The sequence below is a fragment of the Devosia sp. P1_H9 genome (assembly GCF_056405135.1).
Genome location: NZ_JBFUCQ010000003.1, coordinates 312,992 through 326,490 on the forward strand (window position 1 = coordinate 312,992; position 13,499 = coordinate 326,490).

Below are 13,499 nucleotides of genomic sequence, written 5' to 3' on the forward strand. Positions count from 1 at the left end.
CTTGAAGAACCGGAAGAGTTCACCAGCCAACGCCACGCATTGCATGCTCGACAGGCGGACGGGCGCATCGGCAAGGCGCGCCCAGACCAGGTCGAACTGGGCTTGAACCTCTGGCACCAGTGCCTTGGCTTCGGCAGCTGGAGAGCGGGTCGGGCTCTCGCAACCGGCTGTCTCGTCATCGCTCAATCGGTTGCGTGCGTCGCTGGGTGATCCCCTGTCCGTCCGCAAAGAGCAGAGAATTGTGCCAACGGACTATGCGAAGAGCCTGGAAGTGCCGTTGGTGCGCTTTCGACCCAGGCGGGAAACTGCTGTGTTTTGGGCAGGAGCACCAAGTCTACGCCGATCAAGCGTTGCGATATGATCGCGCGCCACCGGCTCGACAAGCTGCGCCTTTACGTTCGAAGGCCGCTTCGTCGTCATTGCCAGGCAGGGACATCCACGCCTCATGCGCAATGGCATAGTGCCTGGAGACACAATACCGATAGACCTCTTCTGCGATCTTGGGCATGCGGTCTTCTCGCCCGAGGGCAACCTCAAGGCAATGACGTACGCACCGCTGACGCAACTAGGCCGCGAACGGAACGTGGTGGTCACGCTGTCGACCATGGGCGGGGTTTGCAGCGTGATGATCGACAGCAATCCGGTCGGGATTCTTCCCGAGCCGCTTGCACAGCGGATGGCTCCGTGGCTCGGGCTCGACATTTACCGGGCCCCTGTTCCGTTAGGGTCGGGGCGAATCTTTCTCATATGGCACAAGCGCAACGCTGCTGATGCAGCACACGTATGGTTCCGCAATCTGGTACTTGATGTGCTGAGACCGCTCGGCCGAGACGAATAGGCTAGGCGAGGGGCTGAACTGGGCGCACATCAAGCAGCTTAATGTCCGTTGGGCCAGAAGCGGACGCGCGAGACCTGTGAAAGTGCGTGCCGGTGTTACCCCGGTGTTACCCTGCCCTCGAAAGAGGCAATCAGCATCACCTCATGAAGGGTATTAATAAAGCAATTTCAAACAGTTGATTGGCGCACCCGACGAGATTCGAACTCATGACCTCTGCCTTCGGAGGGCAGCGCTCTATCCAGCTGAGCTACGGGTGCAGCGGAGAAGGCAATAGGCGATTGGTGCGACGAGTGCAAGACGGGTTGGCTCGGCCCGCTGGTGACGGGCCGAGGCAGCGGTGCGGGTTGCGATCAGGCGGCGCGGTGCCAGAGGCGGTCGAGTTCGCCGAGCAGGCGGAAGGTGACGCCGTCGGCGGCTTCCAGATCGCCTAGCGGCTCGATCGGCTCGGCGTCCTGCCGGGCAGCGTGCAACGCCGCAAAGACCGAGGCGATGCCGTCCTCGAGGTCGCCATCCAGCAGCGGGCCGTCGTCGTCGGCATCAGCATCGAGGTCGCTGACCGACGATTCGAGTTCGACAACGGTATCCGCGTAGGCGGCCGTGTTGGGCTCGGCGGTGCCGGCGAGAACGGGCTCGGTTGGTCCGGCCTCCATGACCTCAACCTCCGCTTCCTCGAGCTCCTCAGCCGCGGCGTCGAACTGGGCTGCGAGGTCGGCCTCGGTTTCGAGGACGCCGCCCATGTCGGCGACAGCTTCGCCGTCCGCAGCGGCGCTGGCGGCAACGTCGGTGTCGGCGTCGGTATCCGGGAGGTCGCCGGTCACGGCTGCCGTTGCGGGTTCGACCGGTTCACCGGCTTCGGTAAAGCCTTCGACGGCCGCGGCGGCGGACGTGTCGTCTGCCAGGGCGGCGACGATCGGGTCGATATCGGAGACGGCGTCCTGCCGGTCCTTGATCTCGCTCATCGTTCTCTCCGAGCTCGGGTTGAGACAATGGCGACGCTAAAAGGCGCAAATGGCCCGTTTCGGACCGGATTCTGGCACTCCCGTGACGATTTCGTGACGACGGAACTGACCGGAATCGCTCAGAACGGCGCCGGAACGCGGAAGCTGACCCAGTGGCCCTGGGGGTGGTTGAAGGCCAGTTCCTCGGCGTGGAGCTGCAGCCGGTCGGCGGCGGCGAGAGCGTCGCCGGTCGCGTAGAACGGGTCGCCGAGGATCGGATGGCCGAGTTCGAGCATGTGGACGCGCAGCTGGTGGGTGCGCCCGGTGAGCGGGTAGAGCCGCACCCGGGTAATGCCGCCTTCGCGGGTCTCGACCTTCCAGTCGGTGACGCTCGGCCGGCCGCGCTCGTAGTCGACGCGCTGGCGCGGCTTATGCTCCCAATCGGTGGCGAGCGGCAGGTCGACGCGGCCCTCGTCGGCTTCGACGTCGCCCCAGACCCTTGCCACGTATGACTTTTTCGCCCGGCGCTGCTCGAATTCCTGGCCGACATGGCCGAGCGCCTTCTTGTTGAGGCACATCACCAGGACGCCGGAAGTGTCCTTGTCGAGCCGGTGCGCCATGGCGGCAGTGGGCCAGCGGCCCTTGACCCGCGCCTCGAGGCAATCGGCCAGCGCCGGGTCCTTGCCGGCGACCGAAAGCAGGCCCGAGGGCTTGTTGAGCACCACGATATCGTCGTCGGCGTGGATCACGTCGAGCCACGGCTCGGTGGGCGGGCGATAGTCGTAGCTGGTGGGGACGGGATTGAGCATCGCGCCGCTCATAGCAGGATCGGGCGGCGGTGAGAAACCTTGCGTTACGTACCTCATGCCCACTGGAAATCGACGCCGATTGCGGCGATGCTGGCGCCAAGATCGAGCGGCGCCCCATTTCTGGCGGGTCGGCCGACTTACCGGCAAGGGATGGAGATTGTGACTATGGACGGCAAGCGTCGCGTTGGCGTGGGCATTATCGGGTGCGGCAATATTTCGAGCCAGTACCTCAAGGCGATGCGGGATTTCCCGGTGCTCGAGGTAATCGCCATCGCCGACATGAAGGCAGAGGTGGCGGAAAAGAAGGCCGCCGAGTTTGGGCTGAAGGCGGTATCGGTGGAGGCACTGCTGGCCGATCCCAAGGTCGAGATCATCGTCAACCTCACCATCCCGCGGGCCCATGTCGAGGTCGGCCTCCGCGCTATCGCGGCGGGTAAGCACGTTTATAGCGAGAAGCCATTGGGCATCACCTATGCCGAGGGCAAGAAGCTGGCGGATGCGGCGTCACGGGCTGGGCTGCGGGTCGGCTCGGCGCCGGACACGTTCCTCGGCGGGGCGCACCAGGAGGCGCGGGCGCTGCTCGATAGCGGCGCGGTGGGCGACATTGTCGGCGGCTCGGCGTTCTTCGCCTGCCCGGGGCACGAGCGCTGGCACCCCGATCCGGCGTTCTACTACGATGTCGGCGGCGGCCCGGTGCTCGACATGGGGCCGTATTACATTACCGACCTCATCAACCTGCTGGGCCCGGTGGCGAGCGTCCAGGCGATGAGCGCCACGCCGCAGAAGGAGCGGCCGATCTATTCGGAGCCCAAGAAGGGCCAGTTGATGCCGGTCAAGGTATCGACGCATGTGGCGGGGCTGCTGCAGTTCAAATCCGGCGCCATCATCCAGGTGACGCTGAGCTTCGACGTGCCCGGCCATGCGCACCTGCCGTTCGAGCTTTATGGGACCAAGCAGAGCGTCTTGGTGCCCGACCCGAACATGTTCGGCGGCGAAGTGAAGACGCGGGCGGCGACCGAGAAGGAATGGACGGTGGTGCCATACACCCTGCCCTATGCCGACGCGAACTATCGCTCGTTGGGTGTCGCCGACATGGCGCATGCGATCATCGAAGGCCGGCCGCACCGCGCCTCGGGCGACCTGGCACTGCATGTGCTCGAGGTGATGGAAGCGTTCGAGACGGCGAGCCGGGAGCGGCGGGCGGTGGACATCACGACGCCGGTGGAACGGCCGGCGCCGCTCATGGAGTCGGTGATCGCTTAGCCGCCGGCAGCGTCCATCATCGGTTTGCCTTCTCCCCTTGTGGGAGAAGGTGGCGCGCAGCGCCGGATGAGGGGTCCCGCAACCCAGGGTTGCGCGATCGGAGCGAAGCGACGAGCGATAGCATGCGCGGAGAGAACCCCTCATCCGCCCTTCGGGCACCTTCTCCCACAAGGGGAGAAGGCGCGTTTCTGCAGGGCCGGTGATCCCTCAAATACAGTGAAAACGCCCCGGGTTCCCCCCGCCAAAAGCTTCTGTTAATAGAAACTTATGTTCAGGGGCCCTGCTCTTTCTCGCGCCATGCGCATCGTGCTTGCCGTGCCCGCTGTCGCGGCGCTTGTGGCTGGCTGTTCGATGGCGAGCCTGCCGGCGTTCAAGCCGGCGAGGCCCGCGGCGGTTGCTGCCGTGGCGCCGGTGCCGGAAACTCGGCCCGAGGACGAGGCTTTCCTGCCGATGGCATTCGCCGAAGCGCCGGTCCGCACCTCGTCGTCCGGGGTCGACGGGCTGATTTCCAAATATGCCAGCGTCTACGACGTGCCGGAATCGCTGGTGCGGCGGGTGGTGCAGCGCGAGAGCGGGTTCAACCCCGGCGCCCGCAACGGGCCGTATTACGGGCTGATGCAGATCCGGCATGAGACGGCCAAGACGATGGGCTATCGCGGCAGCGCGTCGGGCCTACTCGATGCCGAGACCAACCTCAAATATGCGGTGAAGTACCTGCGCGGCGCCTATGTCACCGCCGGCTACAATTCCGACGGCGCGGTGCGGTATTACGCGCGCGGCTATTATTACGATGCCAAGCGGCTTGGGCTGCTGGACGCAGCCGGGCTGCGCTGACCGCTCGATCCAGCGCGAGCACTCGCCGTGACAGGCCCCTCATCCGCCCTTTGGGCAGAGAGATGCCCGCAAGAAGAGCGGCACCACCGGCATCATTGTCCGCAAAGCGTCAGGCCTGTTCGGGAGCCATCGCGAGCAGTTGTGCCGCATCGAGGCGGAGCATGATGCCGGTGGAGCCGGGCGGCGTCGGAGGGGGCGCCGCGTGTACCCCCCGAGATGCCCCCGGGAGGTATTTTGCTGTCGAGCTCAGCTTTCGATGGCGAGCCGCACCAGTTCGGCAGTGTTCCGGGCGCCGATCTTTTCCATGATATGGCGGCGGTGCACTTCGACGGTGCGATAGGAGAGGCCGAGGTCGACGGCGATCTCCTTGTTGGTGCGGCCGTCGACGACATATTGCAGGATCTGCCGCTCGCGGTAGGTGAGCGTGCCGAAGCCTTTCACCGTGACGGTGGATGGGCCGTCCTTGGATTGCTCGACATGGATGTCGCCCCGGAAAATCTCCTGCGCCGCCACGGCAACTTCGACCGGGGGATAAGGCGGGGAGAATACCGAGCTCGCGCCGTGCTTCATTGCAGCCACGACCATCTCGGCCCGCACATCGGGCGGAGCCAGCAGGAAGGCATGGATGCCAAGATGCTGTCCGCGGATGGCGGCCAGCGCGTCCAGTGCATCGCCCATGTCGCGCTCGTCGTTGCACAGCGGCATGATCACCAGATCCGGGCGCCGCAGCGCCATCAGCCGGGTGAGGCCAAGAACATCGGGCACCATTGACACCTGAAAGCCCTGTGCGATGAACTCGTCGCACAGTCCTTTTGATATCCGTGGATCCGGATGCGTCAAATAGATCAGCCGATCTCTGTTGAGATAGGGCCTGTAGGGTATCGAGTCCGCAAGTCTATCCACTTTGCCACCTGGGTTCAGGTCAAAGCTGCTGCCGGTCAGTGCCGACACCAGTAGGTAACGAGGCTCACCCCCGTACCCTCGAATCGCGTCCACATAAGTATTAGAACACGACTTACAGCAGGCTGACAATGCACAGTAACCGTCCCGTTACCTAATCGCGCAGTGTTCGACGCATTTTGCTGGGGTGATAACGATCATCAAAGGTTGTCTTATTTTAATCAAATAGGAAGTCCCTCTGTGTGGCATTTGAAATGCTGAACATCGGAGTCTGCATTTGCAGTGCAGCTAAAACCGGATGCCAGCCGAACACGGCCCGCAAGAGGCGCGGCGCGCGCGGAACCTTATGTCGGCTGGCCCGGCGCGACGACAACAACGGTGCAAAACCCGGGCGCGGCGATTCACGATCGGCGCGAGTGCGCCTAACAGTCGCTGAGTGGGAACGTCTCCAAAAGGGCTAGCGTCATGTTTAGAAAACTATCGGCCGAAGCATTCGGCACATTCTGGCTTGTATTCGGCGGTTGCGGCAGCGCGATCCTCGCGGCAGGCGTGCCGGAGGTCGGCATCGGCTTTGTCGGCGTGTCGCTGGCGTTCGGCCTCACCGTGCTGACGATGGCCTATGCCGTGGGCGGCATCTCGGGCGGCCACTTCAACCCGGCGGTGTCGCTCGGCCTCGCGATCGCCGGCCGCTTCGCCTACAAGGACCTGGTGCCGTACTGGGTGGCACAGCTGATCGGCGGCATTGCCGGCGCGGCAGTGCTGTTCATCATCGCCTCGGGCACTGCCGGCTACACGCCGGGCGGCTTTGCCTCGAACGGCTATGATGCGCTGTCGCCGGGCGGCTACGGGCTCACCGCGGTACTGGTTGCCGAAGTGGTGCTCACGGCGTTCTTCCTGATCGTCATCCTCGGCTCGACCGCCAAGGCGGTGCCGGCCGGCTTCGCGCCGATCGCCATCGGCCTCAGCCTGACGCTGATCCACCTGATCTCGATCCCGGTGTCGAACACCTCGGTCAACCCGGCCCGGTCGATCGCCGCAGCGATCTTCTCCCAGCAGGGGCACCTCTCGCAGGTCTGGCTGTTCATCGTGGCGCCGCTGATCGGTGCGGCAATCGGCGCCGCGATCTGGAAGTACGTGCTGTCGCCCGGCGAGTCGCCGGCCGGTATCGGCCAGGTCGAGTAAGGCTCCGCTATTGTCGACGAGATCAACGGGGGGCCGGGAGACCGGCCATTTTCTATTGCTGTTGCAGTCGGTGCCGAGCCGGCCGTTGTAGGCCACGGGTGAAACCCGCCGCCACCCCTCTGCGTTACCCCCTCGATCCACTCCGGCTGGATGCGCGGCGATGTTTTCGCAGAACGGCATCGAACCCAGTTTCACCGATCGGCATGAGGCCGGCCAGGCCTTGGCCGCCGAGCTTTCGGCGCTGCATCTCGACAATCCGCTGATCCTGGCGCTGCCCCGCGGCGGCGTGCCGGTGGCGCGGGAGGTGGCGACGGCGCTCGGGGCCGAGCTCGACCTGCTGCTGGTCCGCAAGATCGGCGCGCCGGGGCACGAGGAATACGGTATCGGCGCCGTGGCCGAAGGCGCGCAGCCGCAGCTGGTGGTCAGCGAGGCCATGATGCATCTCACCGATGCACCGCCCGGCTATCTCGAAGCCGAGCAGGCGCGGCAACTGGCAGAGATCGAGCGCCGCCGCCTGACCTGGCGCGGCGGACGGCAGCCGATCCCGGTCAAGGACCGGATCTGCGTGGTGGTGGATGACGGTGTCGCCACCGGCAACACCGCCCGCGCCGCCATCCGCGCTCTGCGCTTTTCGGGCGCGCAGAAGATCATCCTCGCCGTGCCGGTGGGGCCGCCAGACGCTATCGAGCAATTAGCGCAGGAAGCCGACATGCTGATCTGCCTCAAGACCCCCGAGCCCTTCCTCGCGGTCAGCCTGCACTACCGGCATTTCGGCCAGCTCGGCGACGAGGATGTGGCGGGGCTCCTGGGCTAGCTGACCATCGCCACGCGACCGTCACTCATCTGTCTTCTCCAATGGAGGTGGGAACGCGCCGCTGCACATGCAGCAGGTACTCCTTGCGGTTCAACGGGTTGTTGTCGGAACGCCGGCGCGTCGGCGGCGGCCCGGCTATGGGGCGATAGCCGGCAAAGGCGGTTTCGAGCGCACCCTCGCCGTGGGTCAGCCCCGGCAACAGCTGCTGCAGCTCGTGCACCCGTGCCGCCGCGATCTCGCCCTCGACGACATAGCTCGTCCCTTCAAGTATGGGCTGGCCCGGCAATGCATCGAGCCGCGCCAACACTGACAATGCCGAAGCCAGCACATCGGACGGCACATCCACGCGGAAGTGGTGGATCGGCTCGCACACCGCGGTGCCGCCCAGGCGCAGCGCTTCCATCAGCACCAGCGGCGTCAGGTTGCGGAAATCGCCCGCCGCTGTCATCGGCGCCTTCTGGCCGGCATGGGTGACGCCGACGACCGCGTCGGTCACCTGCCAGCCATTGAGGCCCTGCCGCAGCGTCTCGCTGATCGACTGTTCTATGACCTCATAGAATGCCACCGGCATCGCCCCGAAGATGGCCTCGAGCCGGATGTCGATGCCCGAGCCGATCGGACCCGGCTCGACCCGGATACCGACCGTGGCGAGGAACGGGTTGGGCGGTTTGAAGATGGTCTCGAGCGCGGCCCCCGTGCCAAGCGGGCGTTCGACGCAGATCATGGTGGTCTCGCGGAACGCCACGGCGAGGCCGTACTCGTCGCGCAGCGTGGCCTCGATCACTTCCTTCTGCACCTCGCCATAAAGCGAGACGAACACCTCCTGGCGGAGGTCATCCTTGCGCAGGTTGATCAGCGGGTCCTGCTCGGCCAGTTGGCCAAGCGCGGCCCAGAGCGCGGCGCGATCGGCCGGGCGGGACGGCACCACCAGCGTTTCGAGCGTCGGCGGCGCGAAATGCTGCGCCAGCGCCCGTGGGACGCTGCCGATGCTGTCGCCGATGCGCACCCCGGCAAGGCCGCGCAGCCGGGCGATTTCGCCGGCCACCACCGCATCGCGCCGCACCGCGCCGCCGCGGTCGAACACCTCGATGGCCGTGACCTTGGCCTCGCCGCCGCGCAGGGGCAGCCTGTCGCGGGTATGGATGGCGCCGCCAAACATCCGCACATAGGCGATCTTCTCCCCCGCCGGCCCGCGCTCGACCTTGAACACGGTGCCTGAGGGCGGGCCGTCGGCAGGGCGTCCCGCCGCTGGCAGCAGGTCGGTGAGGCCGGCGAGCAGGCCGTCCACCCCTGCTCCGGTGATGGCCGAGCCGGCGAAGACCGGATGCAGCTCGGCCTTGCGGCTCTGCTGCACCAGGACCTGCCACAGGCGTTCGGACGGGAGAGCGCGGCCGTCGACATAGTCGGCGAGCAGCGCCTCGTCATGTTCGGCGAGCTGCTCGGCGAGGTTCCGCCGGAAGCCGCGCTCGAAGCTAGCGGCCGCCGTGCCGAGGTCCCGCGCCTCGCCCATCGGCACGATGTCGGCGGTCAACCGTCGGGCAATGGTGGCAAGGGTGCGCTCGAGGTCGGCGCCGGCGCGGTCGAGCTTGTTGATGAAGATCAGCGTGGGGATGCCGAGCCGTTGCAGCGCCCGCATCAGCACGCGGGTCTGGCCCTGCACGCCCTCGACCGCCGAGATCACCAGCACGGCGCCATCGAGCACGTTCAGCACCCGCTCCACCTCGGCGATGAAATCGGGGTGGCCGGGAGTGTCGATCAGGTTGATCTTGGTGTCGCCGACGACGAACGACACCACCGCGGCCTTGATGGTGATGCCGCGCTGGCGCTCCAGCGCCATCGTATCGGTTTGGGTATTGCCGTCATCGACGCTTCCGATGCGGTCGATGACACCGGCTGCGTAAAGCAGCCGTTCAGTCAGAGATGTCTTACCGGCGTCGACATGCGCCAGAATCCCAAGGTTCAGTGTTCGCATTGCGCGTCACGTTCTCAAGTTGGGGAAGGGCTCCTTTCTCGATGAACATGACTCGGGGCATTGCGATCTCCATGGGCTTCACGTGCGGGTGTTAGAGCACGGGGCGGAGGGGGTGGGCAAGCTGCCGGCAGACGGCCCCCTCCCGGCCTCCCCCATGTGAAGCGTCGGGGCTGTGGCTCGATGGTGCCAGGGCGCGGCGCGCTAGTTCAGGTAGTCCTTGTAGACCCAGCCGGTGCGGCCCTGGTCGTCGGTGATCTTCAGCCAGCCGCGCTGGTTTTCACCGACCATGACCTTCTCGCCACCGGCGAGGCCGAACACCTTGCCGTTCGACTTGCCCGGGCCGGAACGCACGTTGACGCCGGCGCCCGCCACCGTGCGGGTGTCGCCTGCCGCCGCAACCTCGACCTTCTTGGGCTCAGGCTCGGGCTCCGCTACAGGCTCCGGCTCGGCAACCGGCTCGGCTTTCTTGGTCGGCTCGGGCTCAGGCTCGGCCTTCGGAGCGGACTTCGCCACCTCGGCGAGCTTCTGCTGCGCCTCGGCCTTCACATTCGCGGCGGTTTCGGCAGAGTTCTCGGCAAAGGCGGCAACGTCGAGCGGGGTCGGACGCTCGAGCGGCTGCACCGGCGTTTCGCCGGCGGCGATGGCGCTCGCGGCTTCCGCGGCGGTTTCGTCGTCCTCGGGCACCGGTGGTCCGGCGCCGTCGCCCTCGGCGTAGGTTTCGGCATCGGCTGCAGCGTTGGCCGCAGCACCGGCGAGCCAGCCGGCATCGTCGGAGGCAAGCGCCACGAAGGTGTTACCGATCATCTGGTCGACCCGCTGCGCCTTCACGACGCCTTCCGCCACCTCGGGCGTCTTGTTCATCGGAACCTTGGTAACGGGCACCTCAGCGACCTCGGGCTCTGTCATGGCGACCTCGGTCACCGCGGCCGCCGGCGTTGCCGCCAGGGCGGTTTCGACGGCAGCCGGAGCCGCCTCCGGCGCGAGGCTGGCGACGGCCGCCGGCGCGTTGCCGGCAAAGCATCGGTCCAGTCCACCGCATTGCAGGCCAAACAGAATCGCAGCAATGGCGCCCACGCCGACGATCGCCATGGCCGGCACGCCCACGCGGCCCAGTACCTGCTGAGATGTCGCCCAACGCGGAAGGTTCGCGACGAGCTTAAGCTTATCGAATGCCCCGTTCATGCCGGCACTATGATTAAGAAGCTTGTGGAAACTTCGTCCCGAAAGCGACTCAAATTGGGCAATGCCTTGACGGGCCCGGGATTGCCATGATTGCTGGCACGAAGCACCTCAGGCTGCTGCCAGCCTGAGGACGACGCTGCCGCGCTTGCGCCCCGTGTCCACATAGCTGTGCGCCTCAGCCACCTGATCGAGCTCGTAGGTCCGGTCAATCACCGGCTGCATGGCGCCGATTTCCGCCAGCTCCATCTCGAAGGAGACATCCTCGGGCTTGGGCTTGAAGCTGATCGGGATTACGCGCTTGCCGCTCCTGCGGCTGTTCTTGCCGGCCTGCAGCATGCTTTTGAGGTCGGCAATGACCAACAGCAGCGCCCCGCCGGGCTTCAGCGACTTCTCCGCCCGCTCAAACGGCGCGTTGCCGACGCAGTCGAAGATCACGTCGTACTGCTTGCCGTTGGCGGCGAAATCCTCGGTCTTGTAGTCGATGACGTGGTCGGCCCCGAGCGAGCGCACCAGCTCGGCATTGCCGCCGCTGGTCACCGCCGTCACCGTGGCGCCGAAATACTTGGCCACCTGCACGGCGGCCGTGCCGACGGCGCCCGACGCGCCATTCACCAGCACTTCGTCGCCCGGCTTGATGGTGCAGCGCCGGATGCACTCGGCGACGGTGTGGCCGCCGAAGACCAGCGCCACGGCGTTCTCGAAGCTCCAGCCCTCAGGCTTGAGCACCATCGCCTCAGTCTCTTTCAGCGTCACATATTCTGCGTGCCCGCCAAACTTCATGCCCGTCAGGCCCACGACCTCGTCGCCCACCTTGAAGCGCGTCACGCCCTCGCCCACCGCCTCGATGGTGCCGGCGAAGTCCATGCCGAGGATCTTCTTCCGCGGCGAAAAGATGCCGATGGTCAGCGGACCGAAGAACTCGAGCCCCTTGGGCAGATCGCGGGTGCGCATCCGGTAGTCGCCGACGCTCACCGTCGCGGCATGCACCCGCACCAGCACTTCGCCGGCCTTCGGCAGCGGCTTGGGCAGTTCCTCCACCCGCACCACTTCCGGCCCGCCAAACGATCGATAGACAGCTGCTCGCATCCCAAGCCCCCAGCATCGCGATGACGAAGAGATGGGGAGGCGCAGATGAAATGCAATCTGTGGCGCGCAGGCCGGACTAGCGCCGCGGTCTGCTGCCGAGGCGGTGTTGCAGCCGGGCCAGCCCGGCGAACGGACTTGGCCGGCCGTCGAGCTCGAACACCAGATACCTGGCCGGTTCGGTTCCGATCGCGCGGATGCCGTGCGGCTTGCCGGCCGGATGATAGAGCAGCGCCGGGGCCGACACTGGGCGCCCCAGCGTCTCGACGCTGCCCGAGAGCAGCACGATTGCCACGTCATAGCGATCGGCATGCGGCTCATAGCCTTCGCCCGGCCCGATCATACTGGCATGTGCCTGCAGCCGCCTGAGCCAGCGAGTGCGCACCTGCCACAGTGGCCTACCAATCCCCGGCTCGGCGGAGCGGATCGCGTCGCCGGCCTTGACGAAGGCGCGTGGCGCGGCGCGAGGGCCCCGCGGCTTGCCGTAGTTGACCCACTTCAGCATCGTATACAGCAGCGGGCCATCACCGACGTTGGCCAGCGTGTGATGCACATGGGCTGGATAATAGGCGAAGTCACCCGGCCCCATCTGCACGCGCTCGGCGTTCCTGGTTTCCGCCTCATCGTCAGCAACGTGCAGTTCCGCCTCGCCGGCCACGACGACGAGGATCTCCTCCTCGATGTGCTGGTGCGGCGGATGCGGGCTGGCGCCGGGCGCAAGGATCGAGCTGTGGCATTCGATGTCGCTGACCGCCGGGGTCCCGCCCCAGAAGTGCGGGAACGAGGCAAAGTGCTTGCCACCGGCTGCCGAGACGCCCGGCAACAGGTGTGTACCATTGCCGATAGCCTTGGAACGTCGCGGGGCGCGGACGATCCGGTTGATCCCCGGCTGACCTTTGCCGCTGACCACCACCACTGGCGGCTTGCGGAACCGATGGAACGCCACCGGCCAGTTGAAGCCCTTCGGGATCCGTACCGGGCGATCGGCCCGCGCATACTGGATCAGCAGCGCCGTACGCACAGATTTTGTCTTGTTGTGCGAGCCGTGCCAGATGCGGCCATCGAACACCAGCGCTTGCCCGTCATGCACCTCCGGCTGGACGATCTCGGCCGCCGCGTCGTGCTGGCGTGCCGCGGCGAGCGTCGTCTCGTCGGTGCTGTGCTCCCGCTTGATGCCGGCGCGGTGGTTCAGCTGCTGGATGGTGACGCCATAGCGGTGCGAGCGGGGCACGAACTTGAGGCCCGACGAGCGGTCAGTGTTCTCGAGCCCGATCCACACTGTGACGAAGCCGCCTTCGGGCGCCATCGACTCGACGTCGGTGTGGAACGGGTGGACGTCGCTCTCGGCCTTGACGATCAGCGAAGCGCCCCAGAGCACGATGTCATCGCCGAGGGCGGGCCGGATCAGCTCGAGGATGCGCGGGTCGGTCGCCACCCGGTGGAAGGCCGGGCTCGCGGCAGCCCAACCCTTCATCCAGGTCTTCGGCCTGCCCACCTCGGCGCGAAAACCCGACAATATCCGCGCGCACTCCTCGGCGTCGAACACTCCAACCGGCCCGGCATACCCCGCTTCTTCCAGCGCTTGTTTAGTCACGGCAACTCCCAGACTCCTGGCCGGACCATGCCCTCGCTCGCCGCGGCGGTGCAAGTCTCGTGTCAGCGTTCGTCAGGGTTCATCCCCGGC

Annotated in this window: 11 protein-coding genes, 1 tRNA gene and 2 pseudogenes; 6 read left to right on the plus strand and 8 right to left on the minus strand. The window is 66.2% G+C overall.

Features of this window, described 5'->3' with window-relative positions; translation table 11 throughout:
* Positions 1-190: 190 nt before the first annotated feature.
* Positions 191-361, plus strand: a complete 171-nt coding sequence (locus AC1DYL_RS07580; protein WP_477172793.1) for a hypothetical protein — start codon at positions 191-193, stop codon at positions 359-361.
* A gap of 48 nt (positions 362-409) precedes the next feature.
* Positions 410-838: pseudogene (locus tag AC1DYL_RS07585) on the plus strand (type 2 periplasmic-binding domain-containing protein); the annotation flags it as partial.
* 180 nt (positions 839-1,018) lie between these two features.
* Here AC1DYL_RS07585 and AC1DYL_RS07590 read toward each other — a convergent pair.
* The 3 genes from AC1DYL_RS07590 to AC1DYL_RS07600 form a co-directional block, all read right to left on the minus strand.
* Positions 1,019-1,095 (minus strand) — tRNA-Arg (locus AC1DYL_RS07590).
* A gap of 93 nt (positions 1,096-1,188) precedes the next feature.
* Complete coding sequence (locus tag AC1DYL_RS07595) at positions 1,189-1,797, minus strand: hypothetical protein (protein ID WP_477172666.1); 609 nt, start codon at positions 1,795-1,797, stop codon at positions 1,189-1,191.
* A gap of 119 nt (positions 1,798-1,916) precedes the next feature.
* Positions 1,917-2,597 carry a pseudouridine synthase gene (locus tag AC1DYL_RS07600; RefSeq protein ID WP_477152262.1) on the minus strand — a complete coding sequence of 227 codons (681 nt, stop codon included), beginning with the start codon at positions 2,595-2,597 and terminating at the stop codon, positions 1,917-1,919.
* 153 nt (positions 2,598-2,750) lie between these two features.
* Between AC1DYL_RS07600 and AC1DYL_RS07605 the strand changes: the two genes are divergently transcribed.
* A complete protein-coding gene (locus AC1DYL_RS07605) occupies positions 2,751-3,848 on the plus strand; it encodes a Gfo/Idh/MocA family protein (protein ID WP_477172667.1) in 1,098 nt (365 codons plus the stop codon).
* 402 nt (positions 3,849-4,250) lie between these two features.
* A pseudogene (locus tag AC1DYL_RS07610) lies at positions 4,251-4,682 on the plus strand (transglycosylase SLT domain-containing protein); the annotation flags it as partial.
* 246 nt (positions 4,683-4,928) lie between these two features.
* Here the strand turns inward: AC1DYL_RS07610 and AC1DYL_RS07615 are convergent.
* On the minus strand, positions 4,929-5,633 hold the full coding sequence (locus tag AC1DYL_RS07615; protein WP_477172668.1) for a response regulator transcription factor: 705 nt from the start codon (positions 5,631-5,633) through the stop codon (positions 4,929-4,931).
* Positions 5,634-6,047: 414 nt separating this feature from the next.
* Between AC1DYL_RS07615 and aqpZ the strand changes: the two genes are divergently transcribed.
* Both aqpZ and AC1DYL_RS07625 read left to right on the plus strand, forming a co-directional pair.
* A complete protein-coding gene (gene aqpZ / locus AC1DYL_RS07620) occupies positions 6,048-6,764 on the plus strand; it encodes an aquaporin Z (RefSeq protein WP_477172669.1) in 717 nt (238 codons plus the stop codon).
* Between the two features lie 160 nt (positions 6,765-6,924).
* Positions 6,925-7,578, plus strand: coding sequence for a phosphoribosyltransferase (locus AC1DYL_RS07625; protein WP_477156889.1), 654 nt, complete (start codon positions 6,925-6,927; stop codon positions 7,576-7,578).
* A 25-nt stretch (positions 7,579-7,603) separates the two neighbouring features.
* Here AC1DYL_RS07625 and AC1DYL_RS07630 read toward each other — a convergent pair whose 3' ends face one another.
* From AC1DYL_RS07630 to AC1DYL_RS07645, 4 genes are all read right to left on the minus strand, one after another.
* Positions 7,604-9,550, minus strand: coding sequence for a GTP-binding protein (locus AC1DYL_RS07630; RefSeq protein WP_477172670.1), 1,947 nt, complete (start codon positions 9,548-9,550; stop codon positions 7,604-7,606).
* Between the two features lie 201 nt (positions 9,551-9,751).
* Positions 9,752-10,639, minus strand: a complete 888-nt coding sequence (locus AC1DYL_RS07635) for an SH3 domain-containing protein (protein ID WP_477172671.1) — start codon at positions 10,637-10,639, stop codon at positions 9,752-9,754.
* A gap of 201 nt (positions 10,640-10,840) precedes the next feature.
* On the minus strand, positions 10,841-11,818 hold the full coding sequence (locus tag AC1DYL_RS07640) for an NAD(P)-dependent alcohol dehydrogenase (RefSeq protein WP_477156892.1): 978 nt from the start codon (positions 11,816-11,818) through the stop codon (positions 10,841-10,843).
* Between the two features lie 76 nt (positions 11,819-11,894).
* Positions 11,895-13,409, minus strand: a complete 1,515-nt coding sequence (locus tag AC1DYL_RS07645; protein ID WP_477172672.1) for a cupin domain-containing protein — start codon at positions 13,407-13,409, stop codon at positions 11,895-11,897.
* Between the last annotated feature and the right edge of the window lie 90 nt (positions 13,410-13,499).